Below are 23,275 nucleotides of genomic sequence, written 5' to 3' on the forward strand. Positions count from 1 at the left end.
CCCTCGAGCGGTGCGCGGAGAACGTGCGCGCGATGGGCTAGCGCTTGAATCGTTTTGTTTTCGGATGGATACCCCGGCGCGCCCGGCAAGGCGGCAACAAGGCGCGAAGTCATTTCAGGGTGGACGCGGGCAGCCGCTCCAGGGATTCAGAGGAATACGCCAGTGTGTGCGAATCATGCTACGGGTCGAGCGGTTTCCCTGCCTTTGGCCGTGACGCTGAGTGCGGTGCTGTGCGTATTGGCGGCAGGCTCACTGACGGGCTGCCGTAAAGGCGAAGAAGCGCCGGTGACGGAGGTCCGCCCGGTACGCGCCGTCAGGGTGGAAAAGCAGGAGGCGGGAACCACTATCTCCTTGACCGGAAGGTTGCAGGCGCAGGCCGAGATCAATCAGTCGTTCCGTATCGACGGAAGAATGACGTCCCGCAACGTCGATGTCGGTGACCGCGTGCGGGCGGGCCAGGTGCTGGCGCGGCTCGACCGGATGAACGAGGAAAGCAGCCTGCAGTCCGCGCGGGCGCAACTGGCCGCGGCCCAGGCACAAGCCCTGGAAGCGCGCACCATGTTCACCCGCATGCGCGATCTGCTTGCGGAGCATGCCGTGTCGCGCGCTTCGTTCGAACAATCGGAAGCGATGGCGAAGATCACCCAGTCGCAAGTCGATTCGGCGCAGTCGTTGGTCAGCATCGCGCAGAACCGGCTGAGCTACACCGATCTGGTTTCCGACGTTGCGGGCGTGGTCACGGCGCGCGGGGCGGAGCCGGGCGAGGTGGTTCCGGCTGGCCGCATGGTCGTGCAGATCGCTCGCGAAGGCGCGGTGGATGCCGTATTCGATGTGCCCGCCGCGATCAAGGATGTCGCGCCTGGCAATCCCGACATTGTCATCGCGCTTGCCAGCAACCCTGAGGTCACCGCCGTTGGTAAGGTGCGCGAAGTATCGCCCCGGGCCGATCCGGTGACCGGAACCTTTGCGGTCCGGGTTCAGGTTCTCAATCCGCCGGCTGCCATGCGCCTTGGTAGCACGGTCATTGGCCACATGACGCTGCAGCGCGCGCCGGCCATCGAAATTCCCTCGAGCGCGCTGATCCAGCCCGGCGGCAAACCGGCAGTCTGGGTGATCGATACGAAGACGGGGACGGTTTCGGTGCGTGAGGTCGAGCTTCAGGCGTATGGCGAGGACCGCGTTCAGGTTTCCCAGGGCCTCGCCACCGGCGACGTGGTCGTGACTGCCGGTGTTCAGGCATTGCGGCCGGGACAAAAAATTAACTGGACCGAGGCTCCCAGGTGATTGGCCCGAATCTCTCCGAGTGGGCGCTTTCGAAGCGCCCCCTGGTGGTGTTCCTGATGATCGCCGCACTGGTGGCGGGAACGCTGTCATTCTTGCGGTTGGGGCGTGCCGAAGATCCGGTTTTTACCTTTCGCACCATGATCGTGGCCGCCGCGTGGCCGGGCGCGACAGTCGACGACACCCTCTCGCAGGTCACCGAGCGGCTCGAGCGCACGTTGCAGGAGACGCGGCATCTCGATCGCATACGCAGCTATACGACAGCGGGCCAGACGACGATCTTCGTCGATCTTCTGCAATCCACGCCGCCCTCCGAGGTCCAGAACATCTGGTACCAGGTGCGCAAGAACGTGGACGACATGAGGCTAACGCTCCCGGCCGGCACGCTCGGGCCGTTCTTCAACGACGACTTCGGCGACACCTACGGCATCATCTACGGCTTCACCGCCGACGGCTACAACATGCGCGAGTTGCGCGATCACGTCGAGGCGATCCGCTCGCGCCTGCTGCTCGTGCCCGACGTGTCGAAGATCGAGGTGCTGGGCGCGCAGGACGAACAGATCTACATCGAGTTCTCGACCACGCGTCTTGCGGGCTTGCGCCTGGATTACCCGACCATCGTCGCGGCATTGAGAGCGCAAAATCTCATCAGGCCGACCGGCGTCCTGCAAACCGGGCAGGAGCGGGTGTTCTTCAGGGTGACGGGCGCCTTCGATTCCGAACGCGACATCGAGGATGTCAACCTGGTGCTCGGCGGTCGCATCGTTCGCCTCGGCGACATCGCCACCGTGAGGCGCGGCTTCGCCGATCCTCCGCAGCCGATGTTCCGTGTGAACGGCAAGCCGGCCATCGGCCTCGCGATTGCGATGCGCGATTCGGGCGACATCCTCGCGCTCGGCCACAACCTGAAGGCCGAGATGGCCGACGCCACCGCGAACCTGCCCGCCGGCATCGAGCCGTTCCTCGTCGCCAATCAGTCGGATACTGTCGATGTCGCAATCAACGACTTCATGGCGTCGCTCTGGCAGGCCATCATCATCATTCTGGTGTGCAGCTTCCTGAGTCTGGGGGTGCGGCCCGGGACGGTGGTGGCGCTGTCGATTCCCCTCACGCTCGCGATCGTATTCGCGATCATGGACGCCGTGCATATCGACCTGCACCGGGTGTCGTTAGGGGCCCTGATCATTGCGCTGACCCTACTGGTCGACGACGCCATGACCACGGTCGACGCCATGATCAACCGTCTCGCCGCCGGCGACAGCAAGGATCAGGCCGCGACGTTCGCGTACCGCACGCTGGCCGCGCCGATGCTGATCGGCACGCTCGTGTCGATCTCCAGTTTCGTGCCGATCGGCTTCGCGAAGAGTTCGGCGGGCGAGTATACGTTTTCCATTTTTGCGGTGGTCGCGATCGCACTGCTCGCGTCGTGGTTCGGCGCGGTGATTTTCTCGCCGCTCGTCGGCGTGGTGATCCTGAAAGCGCCCAAGCCGGAGAAGGAGCCGCGCAAGCCCGGCAAGATGCTCATGGCCTATGACCGCTTTCTGCGTGGCGCGCTGCGGCTAAAGGGGTTGACGATCGCCATCACGCTCGCGGCGTTCGTGGTGTCGATCTTCCTCGTGCGGTTCGTGCCGCGGCAGTTCTTCCCCGCATCGGACCGGCCCGAACTCACGGTGGATCTGACCTTGCGCCAGAACGCTTCGATCCACGCGACCGAGGCGCAAGTCGCGCGGCTCGAAGCCATGTTGAAAAGCGATCCCGATGTCGATCACTTCAGCAGCTATGTGGGCCGCGGCGCCGTGCGTTTCATTCTCACGCTCAATGTTCAGCTGCCCAATCCGTTTTTCGCGCAGATCATTGTGGTCGCGAAGAATCTCGAAGCACGGGACCGGCTGCAATTGAAGCTGGAGAAGACGCTGAGCGACCAGTTTCCCGGCATCGTCGCGCGCGTGTCGCCGCTGGAACTGGGGCCGCCGGTGGGGTGGCCGCTGCAGTATCGCGTGTCGGGCCCCGACCCGGCGCAGGTGCGCAGGACCGCACTCGATCTGGCCGCTATCGTGGGTTCCGACGAGCGCGCGCGCCACATCAATTTCGACTGGATGGAGCCGGCCCGGCAGATTCGCATCCACATCAACCAGGATGAAGCGCGCCAGCTCGGCGTGAGTTCCGCGGCGCTGGCCGCCATCATGAACACCGTGATTACCGGCACGCCGCTTACGCAAATACGCGACGACATTTACCTCGTCAACGTCGTGGCGCGAGCGCAGGAAGAGCAGCCGCTCACGGTGCAGTCGCTGAGTACGCTGCAGGTGCCCACGCCGAGCGGCCGGATGGTGCCGCTCAGCCAGTTCGCGACGTTCACGGAGGAGCAGGAGTCGCCGCTGGTATGGCGGCGCAACCGTGTTCCGACGCTCACGGTGCGCGCCGACGTGATGCACGGCACGCTGCCGGACGATGTCGTCGCCACGCTCGCGCCGAAGATCGCCGAGTTCAGCGCGAAGCTGCCCAAGGGCTACCACGTCGCGACCGGCGGCATTTTCGAGGAAAGCGCCATTTCACAAGCTTCGGTGTTTGCCGTGATCCCGGTGATGATCGTGCTGATGCTCACGATCATGATGGTGCTGCTGGTGAGCTTCAAGCGGCTGGCCATGGTGGTCTCGGTGATGCCATTGGGCCTGATAGGCGTGGTGCTCGCGCTGCTGATCTTCAACCGGCCGCTGGGTTTTGTCGCCATCCTGGGCATTCTCGCGTTGATCGGCATGATCGCCAAGAACGGGCTGATCCTGATCGTGCAGATCGAAACCTATCGGCAAGAGGGAATGGGGGTGCTGGAGGCCGTGGTTGCCTCGGGCACTTCGCGCATACGGCCCATGATGCTGACCTCGATCTCAACCGTGCTCGGCCTGATCCCGATCGCGCCCACCGTGTTCTGGGGCGCCATGGCCTTCGCGATCATGGGTGGGTTGCTGGTGGCGACGCTGCTGACCCTGGTGTTCCTGCCGGCGCTGTACATGGTGGTGTTCGGCAAGGAAGACCGGCCGGCATCGCATTCGGGTACGGCGAGCGGGGCGGTGTAAGCCGCGTGGGGCGGATTCCCTCCGGGGCCATCCGCCATGTTCGCGCTCGCTGGTTTTCCATAGAGGAGGCGCATCGTTCATGAGCCCACCATCGCTGCGTGCTTTCCTGCTCGACTGGCGTTCGCATTGGCGCGTCGCGCTGGCGCGCGCGCTGTGTTTTCTGGCGCTTTGGTTCATTCTGATGCCGAGCGTGAAGCCGGCCGATCTCGCGTGCGGTCTGATCGCGACGTTCATCGCGACACAGATGAGCCTGCGTCTGCAGCCTCCCGCCACAGGCATGTTGCGCCTTGGCGCCTTACTCGTATTCGCGCCGCATTTTCTCCTGCAGTCGCTGCTCGCGGGTATCGACGTAGCGCGCCGCGCATTGGACCCGCGCCTGCCTTTGCGGCCGGGCATCGTGGTCTATCGTGTCGGCTTTCCGCCGGGAACGGCCCGCAATGGGTTCGCCATCATCACGAGTCTCTTGCCAGGGTCGCTTCCGGTAGACGAGACCGCCGACGGGCTCGTCTACCACTGCCTCGACATTTCGCAGCCCGTTGCCGAGCAGCTGGCCGACGAAGAACGGCGCCTCGCCGGTGCTTTGGTGGGCGCTTCGGTCAGCGGTGAACGTCATGGCTGACGTGCTCATTGCCGTTTGCGCGCTGGTGCTGCTAATGGTGGCCGTGGGCTTGCTGAGTGTGCTGCGCGGGCCCACGCGCGCCGACCGCATGATGGCCGCGCAACTGTTCGGCACGGGAGGAATCGCGGCCTTGCTGCTGGTCGGCACGGCAAGCGGCGTCGAAGCGGTCGTGGATGTGGCGTTGACGCTCGCCGTGCTTGCGGCGTTCGCCTCGGTGGCCTTCGTCAAGGCCGATCGCCAGGCCGAAGGCGAGATCGCGAAGGAGGACCGGAAATGAAAACCGCAGCCGACGTCTTCACGATCGTTGCCATGCTGGCCGGCGTTTTCTTCTTCGTGGCCGGTACGGTCGGGCTGTTGCGGTTCCCGGACACGTACACGCGGCTGCACGCGTTGACCAAGGCCGACAATCTGGGCCTCGGCATGGTGGTGCTGGGCCTCGTGCCGCAGACGGGGCATATCGTGATCGCCCTCAAGCTGATCGTGGTCTGGCTGCTGGTAATGCTGACGTCGTCCGATGTGTCGCAGCTCATCGCGCGCGCGGCGCGCCGGCAGGAGGAGGGCCGATGATCTCCGCCATCTCCTTTGGCATCGGGATTCTGCTGCTGGCGCTCGCGCTATGGACCGTCGTGGTGCGCGATACGTTCGCCGCGGTCGCCGGGTTCATTCCTTATGGCCTGCTGCTCACGCTTGCGTGGCTCGTGCTGCGCGCGGTCGACGTCGCGTTGACCGAAGCGGCGATCGGTGCGGGTTTGACCGGCGCGCTGCTGATCCGCGCGGCTTCGCGGCTGCAGCCAACGGAAGCGGCAGCCCAGGCCGAGGAGCCGGGTCTCGCAATGCGTGTCGCGGCAGGAGGCGCCGCCACGGGCGTCGCCGTCGTGATTGCCGCTTGCCTGTGGAACCTGCCGGACCCCGCGCCAACGCTCGCGCCCGAGGTGGCGCAGCACATTCAGGCGACTGGCGTCGGCAACCCGATCACGGCGGTCCTGCTGTCGTTCCGCGCGATCGACACGCTGCTGGAAGCGATCGTGCTGCTGCTGGGCGTGGTCGGCGTCTGGTCGCTGGCGCCGGACCGCTTCTGGGGCGGCAGACCGGGACTGGCGCAGGTGGTGAGCCCCAACGACATTCTGGTGTATCTGGCGCGCGTATTGCCGCCGATAGGCGTCGTGATCGGCATCTATATTTTCTGGGTCGGCGCCGATCATCCGGGCGGCAAATTCCAGGGCGCCACGGTGATTGCCGCGATGTGGCTGCTCGTCATGATGTCCGGTCTGCGCGATGCGCCGCCGATCAGCCGGCGCTGGTTGCGCGCCGTGCTGATCCTCGGGCCGGCCGTGTTCATCGCGCTCGGCCTGCTCGGCGCCGTCATGGCGGGCGCGTTGCTCGCGTACCCCGACGGCCGGGCGAAGCTGTGGATCATCCTCATCGAAGCCGCGCTGCTGCCTTCGCTTGCCGTGACCCTGGTCCTCCTGCTGGTCGGGCCACCCCAGCGGCCGGAGGTGAGCCCATGAACGTCTCGCAGTTGTTCGGCTTGACCGCCGCCGCCCTCGTGGGTCTCGGCCTGTACGGCCTGATCGTCAACCCGCAGCCCTTGCGCAAGGTGCTGGCCTTCAATCTCACGGGCAACGGCGTTTTTCTGGCCTGTGCCGTGATTGCACACCGTGGGGCGGGCGCGGGCATGTCCGGCGATCCGGTGCCACAGGCGCTGCTGATCACGGCGATCGTCGTGTCGTTCGCCGCTTCTGCGCTGGCAGTCGGGCTCATGCTGCGCCGGTTCTCGGAAACGGGCTCGAATTCGCTTGCGGCGGACGGCGATGCGGCGTCGGGCCAGACGCGCAATTCGGAGGCCACGTGACGACGCTCGCGCCCACGGCGCAGTCGACGCCGGGCGGCCTGCTGCTCGCGCTCGCCATTCTGTTGCCGTTCGCCGGGATGATGGCCGGTCTCGCGCTCGGCGGCCGCCACGCGCAACGCGTGGCCTGGGTGACGATTGCCCTCGGTTTCGGCGTCGTGCTGGAGATTGCGGCCAGGCTGCTGGTATCGGGCGACGCATTGCGTTATCTGCTGGGCGGCTGGTCGCCGCCCCTGGGCGTCGTGCTGCGCGCGGACGGCCTCTCGGTCTGCATGATGGTGGTGGTCGCCGTGGTGGTGGGCGCGGTGGCCATTTACGCGAATGGCGATTTCGGCACGCCGTCCGGCACGAGCGAGGCGCGCGCGCCGCTGGCATTCTGGCTGCTGCTGCTCGCGGTATGGGGGGCGCTCAATCTGGTCTTCGTCAGCGGAGACATTTTCACGCTCTACGTCGCGCTCGAACTGCTGACTTTTGCCGGCGTTCCCCTCGTGTCCCTCGATGGCCGCGCCGAAACGTTACAGGCCGCGCTGCGTTATCTGCTGTACGCGCTGATCGGTTCGATGCTGTATCTGCTGGGTGTTTTTCTGCTGTATGGCGCCTACGGCACGCTCGACATCGCGCTGCTTGCGGCGAGGATCGGCGCTCAGCCGCTGGCCTGGACTGCGTTGGCGCTGATGACGGCAGGCATGCTCGCCAAAACCGCGCTTTTTCCGCTGCATCTGTGGCTGCCGCCCGCGCACGCGGGCGCGCCCGCCGCCGCCAGCGCGCTGCTGTCCGCCTTGGTCATCAAGGGATCGTGGTTCGTGGTGGTGCGATTGTGGCTCGATGTCTTCGCCGGCATCGTGAGCGCATCCAGCGCGCAACTGCTGGCGGGACTCGGCGCGATGGCGATCCTCTTCGGCAACGTGGTGGCGCTGCGCCAGGCGCGTCTGAAGCTCCTGATCGCTTACTCGACGGTTGCTCAGATCGGCTACCTGTTCCTGCTGTTTCCGCTCGCCGCGCAGCACGAAGGCGCCCGCGCCGTCACGGGCGGCCTGTTGCAGGCCATCTCGCACGCGAGCGCCAAAGCGGCCATGTTCCTCGCGGCGGGGCTGATTTATAGCACGCTGGGTCACGACCGCCTGGCCGACCTGCGCGGCGCGGCCCGCGCCTTGCCCATGACGTTGACGGCATTCGCGCTGGCCGGCGCGACGCTGATCGGCTTGCCGCCTTCCGGCGGCTTTCTGGCCAAGTGGCTGCTGATGTCGGCGGCGCTCGCGACGGGGCAATGGTGGTGGGCGCTGGTGATGCTGGCGGGCGGCCTGCTCACGAGCGTCTACGTCTTCATGGTGGTGGTGCGCGCGATGGAGCCCGCCGCGCCCGGCTGGTCGCCGCAACGGCAGGTGCCCCGTTACCAGCAGCTCGCGGTGCTCGGCCTCGCAACGTGTTCGTTCCTGCTTGGCCTCGCCGTGCTGCTGCCGGTCGACGTGGCGCAGATTGGCCGCACCGTGATGCCGCAGGCGGGGTTGCCATGAACATGTCCCAAGGTCTGCTCGCCGCCGCTATCGGCTTGCCATTGCTGATGCTGCTGCTTTGCGCTTGCGCGCCTGTTCGCAGGCGCTTGCCGTCGTGGTTCGCGATCGCTGCGCTGCCTGCGCTGGCGGCGGCAGTCGGGGCGGGGCAGAGCGAAACGCTGACGCTCGGCCACAGCCGGTTCGCCCTGCGTTTCGCGCTCGATACGCCGGGCGCGTTGCTGCTCGGCACGGCGGCGCTGTTGTGGTTCTTCGCCGGCATCTACGCCGCGCGATATGTACGCGGCCGCGAAGATATCGATGGGTTCGTCGTCTGCTGGTTCATGGCCTTGACCGGCAGCGTGGGCGTGTTTTTGACGGCCGATCTGCCTGGCTTCTATCTGATGCTGGCGGTATTGAGTGTCGGCGCGAGCGGGCTGGTGCTCCAGGGCGACGGACCCGAAGCACGCTATGCGGGCGCACTCTATCTTGGCGTTGCCTTGCTGGCCGAGGCCTTCGTGCTGGGCGGGCTGGTCCTGCTGGCACAGGCTACGCCCGGCGGCAGCCTGCTGATTCGCGATGCGGCTGCCGCCTTGCCGGGCTCGCCATGGCGCGATGCCACCGTGCTATTGCTGCTGGTTGGCCTCGGCATGAAGGCCGGGATGGTGCCGTTGCACTTCTGGATGCCGCACGCCTATCGCGCTGCGCCCATTCCCGCGGCAGCGGTGCTGAGCGGCGCGGTGGTCAAGGCCAGTGTGATCGCATTGGTCCGCTTTCTGCCATTCGCTTCGAACGGTGCATGGCCGCAGTTCGGCATTCCATTCGCGGCGCTGGGCATGTTCGGCGCGTTCTACGGCGTGGCGATCGGCATCACCCAGTTTCAGCCGAAGGTCGTGCTGGCGTACTCGAGCGTGAGCCAGATGGGCTTCCTGATGGCCGTGATCGGCATGGGGCTGGCCGCTGGCGATCCCGCCACCGTGCTGGCTGCCGCTTACTATGCCGCGCACCATCTGCTCGTGAAAGGCACGCTGTTTCTGGCCGTGGGCGTGGTCGCGTTGACGGGCGCCGGATCGTTGCGCCTCGTGCAGGTGCCCACGGCGATCGTCGCGCTCGGCCTCGGCGGCTTGCCGTTGACCGGCGGCTCGCTGGCCAAATACGCGGCCAAGGATCTGCTGTCCGGCGATCTGGCCAGCATGCTGGCTGCGGCGTCTTCAGCCGCAACCACGTTGCTGATGCTTCATTTCGTGCGCAGTCTCGGCGCGATAGGCACGACCCATTACAACGCGCGCGCTCCGGGGCCGCTCAGAGGCGCGTGGCTCGCAATGGTGGTGGCCTCGCTGGCCGTTCCGTGGGTGCTGTATCTGCGTATCCCGGTCGGCTCGCTACCCGAAGCCCTGGCTCCCGCGGCGCTGTGGTCCGCGCTGTGGCCGGTACTCGTTGGCGCGGCGCTCGCGATTGGCTGGAGCCGATGGGGCAAGACCGTGCCGTCCGTGCCCGTGGGCGACGTAGGCGGCCTCTTGCGCGGACTGCAACGAGGCGGCGCGCAGGCCGCACGAATCGCGGTGTGTACGGATGCATTCGTGCGTGGGTGGTCCGTGTCGTGTCTGACGCTGTTGCTCGCAGCGCTGCTGTTCGGTGGCCTGCTGGCGGTGGCGGCATGATGTGTGTGGCGCAAACGAGCGCACCGCCTGCGCCTATGCGACGCGGTCGCAGCAGAACCTGGAGTACGTCATGAGAACGCGGACGTGGACTGCGATACTTGCCGCCGCTACCAGTTGCCTGGTCGGCTGCTTTAGCGTGGGCCCAGATTACAGCCGCCCCGAGGTGCCGGTGCCCGCAACGTGGCGGGTCGATTTGCCCGCGGCCGAAGCCGTCGTGAACACGGCATGGTGGGAACAGTTCGACGATCCGGTGTTGAACGATCTGATCCAGGCCGCGCTGGAGGGCAATCTGGATGTGCGTGTCGCTGCGGCGCGTGTCGACCAGTTCATCGGCCTGTTGCGCTCGGCGCGCTCGCAGGGTCTGCCGCAAGTCGGTTATGGCGCGAACGTGAGCCGCAACCGGACCAGCGAGGTCGGGATGCCGCCGCTCTCGCCGTTGCTCGATCCCGTATTCAATCTCTATCAGGGCGCGCTGTCCGCTTCCTGGCAAATCGACCTGTTCGGCCGGGTAAGGCGCCTGACCGAAGCCGCACAGGCGCAGGTCTATGCGAGCGAACAGGCCCAGCGCGGCGTCGTGCTTTCGCTCGTGACAGGCGTGGCGACCAGCTACATCACGCTGCGCGGACTCGACCGGCAACTCGAAATTGCGCGGGCCACCGCGAATAATTTCGGCGAAACGTTGCGCATTTTCGAGCTGCGCTATCGCAAGGGCCTCGTTTCCCAGACGGAGCTTTCGCAAGTGCAGTCGCAGTACAAACTCGCGCAGTCCACGATACCGGCCATCGAGCAGCAGATTGCCATCGTGGAAAACGGCATTTCCATTCTGTTGGGGCGCAATCCTGGGCCGATTCCGCGCGGCAAGTCGGTGAGCGAGCTCGTGCTTCCCGTCATTCCGGCCGATCTGCCGTCGAGTCTGCTCGAGCGGCGGCCCGATATTCTGCAGGCCGAACAAAATCTGGTCGCCGCCAATGCGAACGTCGGCGCCGCGCGGGCGCTTTACTATCCGACCATCTCGCTAACCGGTGCGCTCGGTTCGGTCAGCACGGCCTTCGGCGACTTCCTTTCCGGGCCCGCTGCGCTCTGGTCGATCGCAGCGGGTGTGACCGGGCCGATCTTCACGGCGGGCGCGATTGGTGGTCAGGTGCAGTCGGCCGAGGCACAAAAGCGCCAGGCAGAACTGATCTACAGGCAGACCGTGCTGGGCGCGTTCAACGATACCAACAACGCACTTGTCAGCTCACAGAACACGATCGAGCAGACCGGGCTTCAGCAGCAGCGTGTCGACGCGTTGCGCGAATACGCGCGCCTCTCGAGCCTCAAGTTCGAAGATGGCCTGATTGGCTATCTCGAAGTGCTGATCTCCGAAAACGACCTGTTCTCCGCCGAGCTCACCCTCGCCAGCCTGCAGGCCTCGCGCTATAACCAGGTGATCAGCGTGTATCAGGCCATGGGCGGTGGCTGGGTGGATATCGCCGATTCGCATACGCCCGTGTCCCTGAGCGCCGAACGAAAGGTGAGCGCCCCGCAGGGCAGGTGAATTCACACAGGCTCCCGTGACATGGTCGTGCGTTCATGGAAGTACGCCGTATGGCTCGCCGCCGCGTCGTTGCTATTGCTCTGCGGTTGCGCGACGCGGCCCGTGAACCCGCCGATCATTCAGTACGACCCGCAGCAGCTGAGCCCGTTCGACCGGCTGGAAGGCAACCGGCCCGGCAGGCAGGACATGGTCATTCTGGCCTTCTCCGGTGGCGGAATGCGTGCGGCGGCGTTTTCCTATGGAACGCTGGAGACGCTGCAGCGTATCGAAGTGACGGGCGCGTCGGGCGAGAAAATCCGCTTGCTCGATGAGGTGGATCTGATCACCGGCGTCTCCGGCGGCAGCTTCACCGCGCTGGCGTACGGGCTTTACGGCAAGCATCTGTTCGACTTCTACGAGGACCGCTTTCTCAAGCGCAACGTACAGCGCGAACTCGTCGCCCGGATCCTGAACCCGGTGAACTGGCCCGCGCTGGCTTCCGCGCGCTGGAGCCGCTCCGAGCTGGCGGCAAAGCTGTATGACGAAGTCCTGTTCGACAACGCGACATTCGCCGAACTCGAGCGCAAGGGCGGTCCGATGATCGCGGTCAGCGCAACGGAACTGACGACGGGGTCGCGCGTCGTGTTTCTCCAGCAGAACTTCGATGTCATGTGCGCGGATCTCGGTCCATTCAAGCTTTCGCGCGCGGCGGCGGCGTCCTCCGCCGTACCGGTGGTTCTGGCTCCGATTACGATCAACAACTACGGCGGCACGTGTGGCTACGAGGAACCCGAGTGGAGTCACGCGCTTGCCAGAGCCGGCACGGTGCAGAGATCCGCGAGCCGTATCCTCAATCGACTGCAGGATTTGCGCGAAATCGTCGACTCGACCGAGAACCCGTATTTCCATCTCGTCGATGGCGGCATTTCCGACAATCTGGGGCTCAGGGGCGTGCTGGACTTCATCGGAACATTCGAGGCGCTTCACGAAGCCGGCCAACCCGCGCCGCTCGACAACGTACGCAGGCTGATTATCTTCGTCGTGAACGCGGCGTCGTCGCCGTCGACCAGCTGGAACCTTTCCGAACGTCCACCGGGCGCAATCCGGACGCTTGTCCAGGCTGTTGGCGTGCCGATCGATCGATTTTCCAGCGAATCCGTCGAGCTATTGCAGGACATCAAGGCGCGATGGGCGCTATTGCGCCAGATCCGCAACTCCGAGGCGTTCAGGGACAACAAGGACCCCGCGCTGGCCCGGGCCGTGGAAGCGCCCGACACCGATATCTATGTGGTCGACGTGTCATTCGATGCACTGGCCGACAAAGCCCAGCGAGACGGCCTCAATCAATTGCCGACTTCACTTGCGTTGCCGGACGAGGCAATCGATCGCTTGCGCAACGCGGCGAGCACGATCATCCTGGCCTCCCCGCAATTCCAGGCCGCCCTCAAGGCGGCAGGGGCGCGCATTGTCGACCCGCCTGAGACCGGCAAGGTCGAACCGGGCGCCGTGCCGGCAAAAAGCAAAAAGGCGGATGCGCCGTAGCAACGCCCGGCGCCCCAGGACGGCGATTCACCGAAAAAAACGCGAATCTCCCATACTGTGTTCTGAAGCTGCTTCCGAGAGAAAACCAATGCTACGCACGTCGCTGAAGGTAATAAAAATAGGTGTGTCGATTCTGGTCGTGCTCGCGCTACTCGCATTGGGATTGCGGGCGTGGTCTTCGCTGCGCGGCCCGGACCTGTCGGTCTGGCACACCTACGTACCGCGCGAGATGACCGTAGAAGAGATGGACGCCGGCGACTGGGATGCGTACATGCGGGAAGAGTCGCGGCTTTTCGAGGATGTGCGCGTCAACGTCGTCGAAAAGGTCAAGGCGTCCGAGCGTGTCCCGTCGAACCGCTACTACGAAGGCTCGCCCATTTATCCGGAGCACTTCGCTCAGGACTGGAACCGCTCGTACATACTCGAACCGTCAGGGCCGCCGGTTGGTGCGGTGGTGCTGCTGCACGGCATGACGGACTCGCCCTACAGTCTGCGGCACATCGCGCGCAACTATCGCGACCGGGGCTTTGTCGCGATCGCCATCCGTTTGCCTGGACACGGAACCGTGCCTGCGGGACTGACCAACGTCACCTGGCAAGACTGGGCAGCGGCAACGCGGCTCGCGGTGCGCGAAGCGCGCCGGCGCGTGGGCCCGGACAAGCCGCTCGAACTGATCGGCTTCTCGAACGGCGGCGCGCTTGCCCTGCAATATGCGATGGACGCCATCGAGAACCCCGCGCTCACGCGTCCCACCCGGCTCGTGCTCATTTCGCCGATGATCGGCGTGACCCGTTACGCGCGGTTTGCGGGCCTCGTGGGCCTACCCGCGGTGTTGCCTGCATTCGCGCGGGCCGCCTGGCTCGGCATCGTGCCGGAATTCAACCCCTTCAAATACAACTCGTTCCCGGTGAACGCAGCGCGTCAGTCCTGGCTGCTTACCAGCACCATCCAGGACCAGATGGCGAGGCTCGAACGCGATAACCGGTTGAGTTCGCTCCCTCCTGTACTGACGTTCCAGTCGGTGACCGATTTCACAGTCAGCACGCCTGCTGTCATGTCGTCGCTGTATGACAAGCTTCCCGCAAACGGCAGTGAAATCGTGTTGTTCGACGTGAACCGCAGCGTGAGCTTCAGAACCTTCCTGCGCGTCGCGTCCTATTCCGCGCTCACGCGGTTGCTGCGCATCGGGCCGCAGAACTATCGCACCACGGTCATTGCCAACGCGTCACAGGATTCGGCTCATACGGTCGAGCGCAGTGTCGATGCCGGCGGTGTGGAAACTCATGTTCGGCCTTTGGAGATCGACTATCCGCCGGATATTTTTTCGTTATCGCATGTGGCGATTCCATTCCCCGTGACGGACGCACTCTACGGCATCAAGCCGGGCGACGACGAGAACTTCAATGTCAACCTGGGTACGCTCGCGCCGCGCGGAGAGCGCGGCACGTTGATTCTGACGCTCGACTCGATGTTCCGGATCGCATCGAATCCGTTCTTCCCGTATCTCCTGCAACGTATCGACGAGGGGATCGGCAAGATGCCCCCTCCTGTTGTCGATTCGCCGAAGCGCACTCACGAGACCGCTGCCGGGAAGCCGGAAGACCCCGCAGTGGAGTTGAAGGAACTCGAGCAGGCCGGCGGCGATTACGACGAGCCGTAACCGATCCCGCCAACCTTGTTACCGGGCCCGGATTGTCCGATCATACGGGGAGGGTGCGCAAGCGCCTGTCGAGTGTGACGTCATACCCGGAGACGAGCTCCGTGAACATTCCCCGATTGCTGCTTGGCAGCATCCTGCTTTTCGTGGTGGGCACGGTGCTGCAGCTGGTATGGCCGCTCGCGCAGCCGGCGTCGTATCACCACTTCGCGGACCAGCGCGCGCTGGGCTCGATACCGCATGCGGCGGACGTGCTGTCGAATCTCGTCATTCTGGCGGCCGGGGCCGCCTGCCTCGGCTGGGCGCAGCGAAACGCGTACCCGCAGAATCGGCAGCCGCCAAAATTCCCCGGCATGGTCGTCGCCGGATTCGGGCTCGTGCTAACGGCAATCGGGTCGGCCTACTATCACTGGGCGCCTTCCGACGCGACGCTCGTATGGGATCGCCTGCCGATGACGATCGTCTTCGCCGGCATCCTGGCGATGCTCTGGACGTCGAACACCGGGCAGCGCGTGGGCTGGGTACCGTTGCTGATCATGGTTGCCGTGTCGTTAGGCACGATCGCGTACTGGCTCGCGCTCAACAGCCTGTGGCCGTACGCGATCCTGCAGTTCGGCGGCCTCATGTTCATCGTCGGCCTGACGCTCACGCGCAAGGTGGACAGCGTGTTGGGCTGGACAATGGTGATCGTTTTCTACGGAGTGGCAAAGATCTTCGAGAGCCTTGACTGGCAGGTGTGGGAACTCACGCATCATGTGCTCGCCGGGCATGCGCTGAAGCATGTGTCGAGCGGCCTCGCCGGTGCCGCGCTCATTCTGGTGGCGAACGCCGCACCGCGCTTCGCGGCAGGCACGGTCGCGCCGAACGCAGCGATCGACCATTCCCGCACGCCGCGCTGACGTGTCCGGCCTGCAAAGTTTCCGATAGCCGCCACAATAGCGCTGAATACGAAGCGAAAGTCTACTGCCGCGACGCCACCCGCACGAACGCAAACACGAGTGCGAGCACAACGACAATCACGCCCGTGGCAACGACCAGACGATCGGCTAGCAAGCGGCGCATGGTGGTTCTCCTACACGAAGCTGTAGCGTTCGGAGTGATACTGGGCAATCGGCACCTTCATGTTGCCCAGCGCGGTTTCGATGGCGTCCATCATGACATCCGGCCCGCAAATGAAGTACTCGTGGTCCGTGTACTCGGGCGGCAGGTGACGCCTGAACAGGTCCGCGTCGATGCGGCCGGTTTCGCCGGTCCAGCCCGGGTGCGCCTCCGAGAGAACATAGACGACCTTCAGATCGAGCCGCTCCTTCAACGCGTCCAGCTCTTCGCGGAACGTCAGCGATTCCCAGTCCTTGCTGCCATAGAGCAGCACCAGCGGACGCTTGTCGCCGCGGTCGGCAAGCGTGCGGATCATGCTCATCATCGGCGTGATGCCGATGCCGCCCGCGATCAGCACATGCATATCGGTCGGATTGCCGATCGTGAACGCGCCATACGGGCCGTCGAGATACACGCGCTGCCCGGCCGTGACCGTTTTGACAGCGCTAGTGAAGTCGCCCAGATTGCGAATCGTCATTTCGACGCGCCCGTCCGGCGCCTGGGCGCTCGACGAGAACGAAAACGGGTGCCCGGTGATGCGGAAGGGGCTGGCCCATAGCGTCAGCCAGCCGAACTGGCCCGGCTTGAAACGAAACCCTGCGTGACCTTCGGGCTGCATGACGAGCGTGGTGGTGTCGCCGCGTTCGCTGCGGACCTCGACGACGCGATAGGGCCTGCGCAGCATGAAGAGCGGCTTGACGATGCGCACGTAGAGCAGCAACGCGATCCAGAAGATCGTCATGCCGATCCACAGAATCCGTTTGAACGGATCGGCGAGGTAGAAGCCCCAGCCGACCATGTGCAGCATGCCCGCACCGATTGCGGTTAGCGCGAGCACGATATGCGACCGATGCCACGTCTCGTAGCGGATTTTCAGCTGCTTGCGCCACAGGGCGGTTACCACGAGCACGACAAGCGCGCCAATCGACAGGACCGCGAAGCGGGCGCCCCAGGGGATATCCCGGATCGAGTCCGGCATCGCGAGCGATTCCGAGCGGATGGCGATCAGGATCAGAGGATGCGCCGCGACGAGACCCACGGCCAGCAGCGAGACACGCCGATGAAAGTGATAGATGACGTCCTCGCCCCACGGTTCAGTGACGTGCCGAAAGCGGGCGGTGAGGCCGAATTGCAGACCCATCATCGCAAGTCCGGAATAGCCGAGCGCAACCGAAAACTCCGTGCCGAAATTGCGCGCGGGAGGCAGATTGCCCGCGAGCAGCGCGAAAAGCGGGGCGAGTATGAAGAGCAGATAGATGGCCGACCAGATGGCTTTGCGCACGAGATCGCGAGCCTTCATGAAACCCCCTCTACGCCAGGTTTGCTACGCACTGCTCAAATGCAGGTGGTCAGCAACAGCGCGGGCCCAAACGTGATGACGGTGGCGGCAAGCGCCGCGATCAAGGTCCAGATGACAACGGTGTGCAGGAAGGTGCTGATCGGCTCGGGACCGGGGTCGCGCCGCGCGGCCGCACGGTAGCGCCACAGCCAGCCGATCGCGACGAGGTGCGCGAGCAGCACGATCACGAGGCTCAGGCGCAGCGGGCCTGCCGGCCAGCCGAATGCGCAACCGATCGCGTGCAGCGCATACAGGATCACGAGCGCAAGACACCAGATCGTGAAGCCGACGGCCAGCCACCACAGCCGCCGTGGTGCAAGCGGGTGCCCGTTCATGGCCGCGCTCCGAGCATCGCGACGAGTCCAGGCAACGCGAGCACGAGGCCGAGCGCGATGATCGCCGTCACCGTTGTGTAGTCGAGCCACAAGCGCGACAGGCGCAGGTCGGTGAATCGCCGCGGGGAGATGAAGCCCGCGCGCAAGCGCAGCAGGTTGCTGACGAGAAAAAGCAGTCCGATGCCGGCATGCAGTGCGATGTAGGCGAGTAGTGCGGCAGCCGTTGCGCCGAGCGCATGCGCGCGCGGATCTGGCGTGACGCCGGAGATCAACGCGACGTCGGCGGCTAGCGCCACCAGGAGCGCGAGTGCGGCAAGCACGATCCAGCCATACGATTTGCCACCCGCCGTGGTGGTGCGCAGCGAGCCGCGCGCAGCCGCCGCCGCGACGGCGAGCCCCGCTATCGTGAGGACTACGAGCAAACGGCTCGGCTGCGGCGTCGCGGCAGCGGGCCAGTTTGGCGCGGCGATCCAGAGATAGAACGTACCGAAGATCAGCGAAGTGAACAGGGTGCCGTTCGCGACCAGAGCGCAGACGAGCGCAAGCCACGACGGCGCGCTCGCCACTTCCGTATGCGGCGGCACGCTCACGCCATGGCCTACCGGCAGCGGACCATAATCGCGCGGCAATCCCGCGCGCTGGCCGGCGAAGACGAACATGCCGAACGTCACGAAGGCGAGCCCGGCCGATAGCAGGTAGAACTTGAACAGCATCGCGAGCACCGCGGCGCCCGTTACGAGTGCGGTGAATAGCGGTAGATACGTCGCGTTCGGCAGCACGATCAATTGGTCGGGTTCACCCGACGTCATGTGTACGCCAAGCGTTTCCTGCCAGCCGTTGCGCGTAAAGCCGAGATAGCCTTCACCGCGCGCGAGCGACACCGCAAGCTGGCCCGGGCCGATGCCGTCCGTCTGGGCGCCAACGCGCGGCAGCGAAGCAAACGCGTAGGGCGCGGGCGGGATCTGCATGGCCCATTCGAGCGTCGTCGAATCCCACGGATTGCGCCGCACGCGTCTGCCGAAGCGCAGTTGCACGACGATATCGATCGCCACCAGCGCGAAGCCGATCGTCATGATGAATCCGCCGACCGAGGAGAGCAGGTTGAGCCAGTTCCAGCCTTCGTCGCCGCTATAGGTGAAGATGCGCCGCGGCATGCCGAGCAGGCCGGTCAGGTGCATCAGGAAGAAGGTCATGTTGAAGCCGATGAAGACGAGCCAGAAGGCGGGCAGCGAAAGCCTGTGCACGGCAGTGCGGCCGGTCAGCAACGGGAGCCAGTAATAGAACGCGGCCAGCATCGGAAAGGCAAGGGCGCCGGCCACCACGTAATGCATATGCGCGACGACGAAATAGGTGTCGTGTGCCTGCCAGTCGAACGGCACGATGGCGAGCATCACGCCGGTCAGGCCGCCCGCCGTAAACACGAAGAAAAAGCCGAAGATGTACAGCATCGGCACATCCCAGCGCGGCCGGCCGTGCGACAGCGTGGCGAGCCACGCGAAGAACTGGATCGCGGTGGGCACCGCGACGATCGCCGAGCCCGCCGAGAAAAACGCCAGCGCCAGATGCGGAATGCCCACCGTGAACATATGGTGGACCCAGATGCCGAAGCTCAGGAACGCCAGCGCGATGATCGCCACGACAATGGTCCGGTAGCCGACGAGCGGATGCCTCGCGAACACGGGGATGATCGTCGAGAGCACGCCCGCCATCGGCAGGAAGATGATGTAGACGTCCGGGTGGCCGAACAGCCAGAACAGGTGCTGCCAGAGCAGCGGATCGCCGCCGCGGCGCGGGTCGAAGAACGGCAGCCCGAACGCGCGCTCGACCTCGAGCATGATCGAGCCGAGGATCAACGGCGGAAAGGCCACGATCATCATCATGGCCGTCACGAGGATGTACCACGCGAAGATCGGCATGCGGTCCAGCGACATGCCCGGCGCGCGCATCTTGAGGATCGAGACGACGATCTCCATCGCGAGCGAGAGCGCCGAGATCTCGACAAAGGTCACGCCGAGCAGCCAGACATCGGCGTTGATCCCCGGCGTATATACGTTGGAACTGAGTGGCGTGTACATGAACCAGCCGCCGTCGGGGGCGACATGCATGATGAGCGCCACGGTCAGGATCGTGCCGCCGAACAGATAGCACCAGTAGCCGTAAGCCGTGAGCCGCGGAAAGGCGAAGTCGCGTGTGCCGAGGATCTTTGGCGTGATGTAGACCGCGAAACTTTCCACCATGGGAATCGCGAACAGGAACAGCATCATCGAGCCATGCATCGTGAAGACCTGGTTGTAGGTCTCCGCGTCCATGAAGGCGGCATGCGGGCTCGCGAGCTGCACGCGCGTCAGCATGCCGAGGACACCCGCGATCGCGAAGAACACGAACGAGGTGATCATCATGCGCATGCCGATCACGGTGTGGTTCACGGAGGAGAGTCGCTGGACACCCGGGCCCGTGGCCCATATGGCGGCCAGCTGGCGGTGCAGCCGCAGCGCGTTCATGCCGTGTGACTCAGGCTCGACCGGCACGCTCATTTCTTCACCTCCCCGCTGGCGGCCGCTTCTTTGAGGGCGGCGGAATAGTCTTCGGGACGATCGACGATCACCGCGAAGTGCATGCCCGCATGGCCGAGACCGCAGAACTGGTTGCACAGGCCTTCGTACTGGCCAGGCTGATTGGCCTCGACGCGCAGGCGCGTTTCATGCCCGGGGATCGCGTCGATCTTGCCGGCAAGGCGCGGAATCCAGAACGCATGCACGACGTCTTCGCTCGTGACGACGATGTCGACGGGCGTGCCAGCGGGCAGGTGCAGCACGTTCTTCGTTTCGAGGCCGCCTGCATCGGGATAACGGAAGGTCCAGCTCCATTGCTGCGCAATGGCCTCGATGCGCGGCGCGGTGCGGCCCGGCAGCGGCAGCAGCCGTTCGCCGGCATGGAGCGCATAGCCGATGAGGGGAATCAGGATCACGGCCGGCAGCACGAGGCCGCCCAGCACGATCCAGCGCGCGGGCGACACCCCCGACCCCCAGCCCGGTCGCCGGATGACGAGGAAGAACAGCGCGAGCACGAGTGCGAACAGCACGGCCGCACCCACGAGCATGACCCACCACAGCCCGGCAATCGACGCGGCGGCAGGCCCGGACGGCGAGAGCGTCGAGAGCGGACCGGCGCAGGCGGACAACGCGGCGACCAATCCGGCTTGGACCAGCACACGCAAGACACTATGATGGCTTGAGGTATGACACCTTCGTCGCTGGGAGGATTGACCATGGCAAAGAAAGACGATTCCGGATCTCAAGGCCACAGCGAGGTGATGCTCGAGCTGTTGCGGCTCGATGCAGGGTCGGCCGTCGCGCTCGTCGGTCACCCGATTCACGTGATGATGGTGCACTTCCCGATTGCATTCGTGGTCGCCACGCTGGGCGTCGATGTTATCTACTGGTGGTCGGGCGATCCGTTCTGGGTGAGGGCGGGTCTTTGGGCCGCCGGCTTTGCGTTCTGGAGCGGCGTGGGAGCCAGCCTTGCCGGTACGGCCGAGCTGCTGCTCGTGCGCGGCATCCGCTTGCGGGAGGCCAGCTGGTCGCATGCCGTGGCCGCGATGACGCTCCTCGCGATCGCGGGCGCAAACTGGGGCTTGCGCCTTCTCTATCCCGCAGAGGTGCTGCCGCACGGGCTCGCGCTGTCGGTCCTCGCCACGGTGATGACGGGCTTCGCCGGCTGGCATGGAGGCAAGCTCGTGTTCGATCATGGCGTTGGCATACTGGTTTCCCCGAAGGACTGATGCATCCAGCGGGAGAGCCCGCCGGGCTCGAACAGGTGCGGGGCGAACGTGCTAGAGGGGATGTGCGGCTTGGCGAGTACGACCCAGATGATCGCGACGATAACAAACACATAAGCGGTTGCGAGAGCAATCGACGCAAGGCGGCTAAAGTGCCCCTCGGGCAGAAAAAGATGGTGGAGCACGAGCCCGGCCAGGACATGCAGCATCGCCATGATGCCGACGAACACCATCTTCACCGTAAACCATTCAACGAACGTGGCCTGCAGAAAGATCAGTGCCGTGCCGCTTGCAATGGCGACGAAGGCGGCGGGTGAGGTCAGTTCGACATAAACGAGCCTCGTGATGCGGTGCAACCGGTCGAGTTCCGGCCCGACCGGGAGCGTGCGCCGCTGCCAGAACAGGAACGGCAGCACGATGAGGCCGCCCGACCAGATCGCGATCGCGGCCAGATGGATGAACTTCAGGACGGTCGTCACAGTGCGGGCTCCCCGGCGCGCAGCGAGGACCATGCGATCCAGAGTCCAGCGGCGAGATAAGGGATCATCGCGAGCACCCACATCAATAGTCCGGCCAGTTGCTGATCGGCGAGCGGCGTGAGTCCCCACGCGGCCGTGCTGGCGAAATGCACCACGTAGAGCGGACGAGGAGAAAAGACGATCAGGGCGCCGAGCAGGCCCATCTGCCCGATCGTCGTGACCAGCGCCATCAATGCGACGCCGGTCTGGACTTGCGGAGAGAATATGCTGCGCCACATCAACCATGCACTCCCAAGCAGTGTGGCTTGCATCAACCAGTAGGCGGGCACGGTGGCGAGGCCCCACGTATAAAGCCCCGGTGCATGCCAGAGCCAGACCATGACGGCATGTGCGGCGACCACCGGCACGAGAGGAGGCGAGGGAATGCGCCGCAGCGGAAAGGCTCGTGCCAGCAAGGGCGCGACGGCGGCGATGAGGATGATGTGGTGCGTGACTCGCGCCGAGAACAACGCTGACGACAGCGCGCAAAGCGGCGAGACGAATACGACGACCATGAACGCGAGCGCGAGCCAGGCGGCGCGTGCATCGGCGCTGCGCCCGCGGGCAATGACACATGCCAGAGCCGCAAGCGCGGTGAGCAACAACGGATCGGTGTTCCAGCGCAGCCACAGATCTTCAGGAGTGCCTGCGGGGCCGCAGTAGGCGATCAGTGAAGCTGGCATGACACGCTGCCCTCCGGATCTGAATCGTACTGTAATGTACGTCTAGCCGTTGGTGTGACAAGACCTGCGAGGATGCTCACGATAGTAGCAGACGAAGGCTTCGTCAGCTTCGCCGCGCGGACATTGTCACGTTAGTCCATGCTGTTCCGATGTCGCGAGTAGCGTATGCCGGGGATATTCGGTGCAGGCTGCCCATCGTATGAAGGCCATTCGACGCATGCCGGGCGTGCATCCATTGAAGCTCGTTGATTCTGCTAGCCAGGTTCACAGCATTTGCCAGGCGAACTCATCGATGTCCTAAGTAGAGCGTGCCGTGCTCGGCATCGAACTTCATGCTTTATTTAACATAATGCAAATTAGCGAAGTTTTTGATGTTATGGCTTTTTTGAAATGTCGTGTTCTGGCTATTTAGATGGAATGGTCGCCTCCAGCCTTAGCGGGCCATCCGACGCTACAAACTCGCGTCCAGAGCGTGCAACATTGCTGGTTCGGCAGATCCTGCCGCCAAGAAGAACCAGATGGAACCCACGACCATTGCCATCGACCTGGCAAGCGCGTTTTCCAGATTCACTATGTCGAGCCTAAGACCGGCACGATTCACAGCAAGGCGCTCAAACGCGCCCAGTTCGTACCGTTCTCGCCAACCGGCCGGCGAGCCGTGTCGTCATGGAAGCCTGCGACAGCGCCCATCACTGGGCCCGGGTTCTGGCGCGGCTTTGCGCGAAGTCAACCGGTTCAAGGTCATCCAGGCGGTGACCGAGGCACGGCTCAAGCCTGGCCAGGCGGGCGCTTACGATCATCTACCGTGCGTGGCAGCGCACGAGTACCAGGATTT

At 64.7% G+C, this 23,275-nt stretch carries 20 protein-coding genes; 14 read left to right on the forward strand and 6 right to left on the reverse strand.

From position 1 onward, the window contains the following. Positions 1 to 210: 210 nt before the first annotated feature. From U5A65_RS34455 to U5A65_RS34515, 13 genes are all read left to right on the forward strand, one after another. Positions 211 to 1,284 (forward strand): efflux RND transporter periplasmic adaptor subunit, encoded by a 1,074-nt coding sequence (locus U5A65_RS34455; protein ID WP_321939345.1) that lies wholly within the window; start codon positions 211 to 213, stop codon positions 1,282 to 1,284. Beyond that, positions 1,281 to 4,355 (forward strand): efflux RND transporter permease subunit, encoded by a 3,075-nt coding sequence (locus U5A65_RS34460; RefSeq protein ID WP_321949086.1) that lies wholly within the window; start codon positions 1,281 to 1,283, stop codon positions 4,353 to 4,355. The genes U5A65_RS34455 and U5A65_RS34460 overlap by 4 nt, the downstream gene beginning before the upstream one ends. Positions 4,356 to 4,434: 79 nt before the next feature. After that, a complete protein-coding gene (locus U5A65_RS34465) occupies positions 4,435 to 4,974 on the forward strand; it encodes a Na+/H+ antiporter subunit E (protein ID WP_321949087.1) in 540 nt (179 codons plus the stop codon). Next, positions 4,967 to 5,251 (forward strand): monovalent cation/H+ antiporter complex subunit F, encoded by a 285-nt coding sequence (locus tag U5A65_RS34470; RefSeq protein WP_321915816.1) that lies wholly within the window; start codon positions 4,967 to 4,969, stop codon positions 5,249 to 5,251. The genes U5A65_RS34465 and U5A65_RS34470 overlap by 8 nt, the downstream gene beginning before the upstream one ends. Further along, entirely contained in the window at positions 5,248 to 5,541 is a 294-nt protein-coding gene (gene mnhG / locus U5A65_RS34475; protein WP_321915817.1) for a monovalent cation/H(+) antiporter subunit G, read from the forward strand. The genes U5A65_RS34470 and mnhG overlap by 4 nt, the downstream gene beginning before the upstream one ends. Next, positions 5,538 to 6,482 (forward strand): hydrogenase subunit MbhD domain-containing protein, encoded by a 945-nt coding sequence (locus U5A65_RS34480; protein ID WP_321949088.1) that lies wholly within the window; start codon positions 5,538 to 5,540, stop codon positions 6,480 to 6,482. Before mnhG ends, U5A65_RS34480 begins: the two co-directional genes overlap by 4 nt. Continuing rightward, the gene (locus U5A65_RS34485; RefSeq protein WP_321915819.1) at positions 6,479 to 6,826 is read left to right on the forward strand and encodes an NADH-quinone oxidoreductase subunit K; all 348 of its coding nucleotides are present in this window, start codon (positions 6,479 to 6,481) and stop codon (positions 6,824 to 6,826) included. Before U5A65_RS34480 ends, U5A65_RS34485 begins: the two co-directional genes overlap by 4 nt. Continuing rightward, positions 6,823 to 8,337, forward strand: a complete 1,515-nt coding sequence (locus tag U5A65_RS34490; RefSeq protein WP_321915820.1) for a complex I subunit 5 family protein — start codon at positions 6,823 to 6,825, stop codon at positions 8,335 to 8,337. The genes U5A65_RS34485 and U5A65_RS34490 overlap by 4 nt, the downstream gene beginning before the upstream one ends. Then, positions 8,334 to 9,974 carry a proton-conducting transporter membrane subunit gene (locus U5A65_RS34495; protein ID WP_321949089.1) on the forward strand — a complete coding sequence of 547 codons (1,641 nt, stop codon included), beginning with the start codon at positions 8,334 to 8,336 and terminating at the stop codon, positions 9,972 to 9,974. Before U5A65_RS34490 ends, U5A65_RS34495 begins: the two co-directional genes overlap by 4 nt. Positions 9,975 to 10,044: 70 nt before the next feature. Next, the gene (locus U5A65_RS34500) at positions 10,045 to 11,511 is read left to right on the forward strand and encodes an efflux transporter outer membrane subunit (protein WP_321915822.1); all 1,467 of its coding nucleotides are present in this window, start codon (positions 10,045 to 10,047) and stop codon (positions 11,509 to 11,511) included. Between the two features lie 21 nt (positions 11,512 to 11,532). Beyond that, positions 11,533 to 13,032: a patatin-like phospholipase family protein gene (locus U5A65_RS34505; RefSeq protein ID WP_321949090.1), complete on the forward strand. Its 1,500-nt coding sequence runs from the start codon at positions 11,533 to 11,535 to the stop codon at positions 13,030 to 13,032. Positions 13,033 to 13,120: 88 nt separating this feature from the next. After that, entirely contained in the window at positions 13,121 to 14,692 is a 1,572-nt protein-coding gene (locus U5A65_RS34510) for an alpha/beta hydrolase (RefSeq protein WP_321949091.1), read from the forward strand. A gap of 101 nt (positions 14,693 to 14,793) precedes the next feature. Then, positions 14,794 to 15,588: a hypothetical protein gene (locus U5A65_RS34515; protein ID WP_321949092.1), complete on the forward strand. Its 795-nt coding sequence runs from the start codon at positions 14,794 to 14,796 to the stop codon at positions 15,586 to 15,588. A 173-nt stretch (positions 15,589 to 15,761) separates the two neighbouring features. On the opposite strand, the gene U5A65_RS34520 is transcribed toward U5A65_RS34515, so the two are convergent. From U5A65_RS34520 to coxB, 4 genes are read right to left on the reverse strand one after another with little or no spacing between them, the layout of a single operon-like run. Further along, positions 15,762 to 17,087 carry a ferric reductase-like transmembrane domain-containing protein gene (locus tag U5A65_RS34520; RefSeq protein WP_321949093.1) on the reverse strand — a complete coding sequence of 442 codons (1,326 nt, stop codon included), beginning with the start codon at positions 17,085 to 17,087 and terminating at the stop codon, positions 15,762 to 15,764. A 35-nt stretch (positions 17,088 to 17,122) separates the two neighbouring features. Beyond that, positions 17,123 to 17,461, reverse strand: a complete 339-nt coding sequence (locus tag U5A65_RS34525) for a hypothetical protein (protein ID WP_321915827.1) — start codon at positions 17,459 to 17,461, stop codon at positions 17,123 to 17,125. Beyond that, a complete protein-coding gene (gene ctaD / locus U5A65_RS34530; RefSeq protein ID WP_321949094.1) occupies positions 17,458 to 19,995 on the reverse strand; it encodes a cytochrome c oxidase subunit I in 2,538 nt (845 codons plus the stop codon). Before ctaD ends, U5A65_RS34525 begins: the two co-directional genes overlap by 4 nt. Continuing rightward, a complete protein-coding gene (gene coxB, locus U5A65_RS34535; protein WP_321949095.1) occupies positions 19,992 to 20,642 on the reverse strand; it encodes a cytochrome c oxidase subunit II in 651 nt (216 codons plus the stop codon). Before coxB ends, ctaD begins: the two co-directional genes overlap by 4 nt. 87 nt (positions 20,643 to 20,729) lie before the next feature. Here coxB and U5A65_RS34540 point away from each other — a divergent pair, with 87 nt between their 5' ends. Beyond that, positions 20,730 to 21,242, forward strand: a complete 513-nt coding sequence (locus U5A65_RS34540) for a DUF2231 domain-containing protein (protein ID WP_321949096.1) — start codon at positions 20,730 to 20,732, stop codon at positions 21,240 to 21,242. Here the strand turns inward: U5A65_RS34540 and U5A65_RS34545 are convergent. Beyond that, a complete protein-coding gene (locus tag U5A65_RS34545; RefSeq protein ID WP_321949097.1) occupies positions 21,206 to 21,718 on the reverse strand; it encodes a CopD family protein in 513 nt (170 codons plus the stop codon). The two genes, U5A65_RS34540 and U5A65_RS34545, sit on opposite strands and share 37 nt — an antisense overlap. Beyond that, on the reverse strand, positions 21,715 to 22,440 hold the full coding sequence (locus tag U5A65_RS34550; protein ID WP_321949098.1) for a cytochrome c oxidase assembly protein: 726 nt from the start codon (positions 22,438 to 22,440) through the stop codon (positions 21,715 to 21,717). Before U5A65_RS34550 ends, U5A65_RS34545 begins: the two co-directional genes overlap by 4 nt. Between the last annotated feature and the right edge of the window lie 835 nt (positions 22,441 to 23,275).

The sequence above is a fragment of the Paraburkholderia sp. J10-1 genome, from assembly GCF_905220165.1.
Classification (GTDB): domain Bacteria; phylum Pseudomonadota; class Gammaproteobacteria; order Burkholderiales; family Burkholderiaceae; genus Paraburkholderia.

Coding starts and splice junctions, on each gene's coding strand:
- U5A65_RS34465 (WP_321949087.1), top strand. CDS start 4,435: ATGAGCCCACCATCGCTGCGTGCTTTCCTGCTCGACTGGCGTTCGCAT.
- U5A65_RS34470 (WP_321915816.1), top strand. CDS start 4,967: ATGGCTGACGTGCTCATTGCCGTTTGCGCGCTGGTGCTGCTAATGGTG.
- mnhG (WP_321915817.1), top strand. CDS start 5,248: ATGAAAACCGCAGCCGACGTCTTCACGATCGTTGCCATGCTGGCCGGC.
- U5A65_RS34480 (WP_321949088.1), top strand. CDS start 5,538: ATGATCTCCGCCATCTCCTTTGGCATCGGGATTCTGCTGCTGGCGCTC.
- U5A65_RS34485 (WP_321915819.1), top strand. CDS start 6,479: ATGAACGTCTCGCAGTTGTTCGGCTTGACCGCCGCCGCCCTCGTGGGT.
- U5A65_RS34495 (WP_321949089.1), top strand. CDS start 8,334: ATGAACATGTCCCAAGGTCTGCTCGCCGCCGCTATCGGCTTGCCATTG.
- U5A65_RS34500 (WP_321915822.1), top strand. CDS start 10,045: ATGAGAACGCGGACGTGGACTGCGATACTTGCCGCCGCTACCAGTTGC.
- U5A65_RS34505 (WP_321949090.1), top strand. CDS start 11,533: ATGGTCGTGCGTTCATGGAAGTACGCCGTATGGCTCGCCGCCGCGTCG.
- U5A65_RS34510 (WP_321949091.1), top strand. CDS start 13,121: ATGCTACGCACGTCGCTGAAGGTAATAAAAATAGGTGTGTCGATTCTG.
- U5A65_RS34520 (WP_321949093.1), bottom strand. CDS start 17,087: ATGAAGGCTCGCGATCTCGTGCGCAAAGCCATCTGGTCGGCCATCTAT.
- U5A65_RS34525 (WP_321915827.1), bottom strand. CDS start 17,461: ATGAACGGGCACCCGCTTGCACCACGGCGGCTGTGGTGGCTGGCCGTC.
- ctaD (WP_321949094.1), bottom strand. CDS start 19,995: ATGAGCGTGCCGGTCGAGCCTGAGTCACACGGCATGAACGCGCTGCGG.
- U5A65_RS34540 (WP_321949096.1), top strand. CDS start 20,730: ATGGCAAAGAAAGACGATTCCGGATCTCAAGGCCACAGCGAGGTGATG.
- U5A65_RS34550 (WP_321949098.1), bottom strand. CDS start 22,440: ATGCCAGCTTCACTGATCGCCTACTGCGGCCCCGCAGGCACTCCTGAA.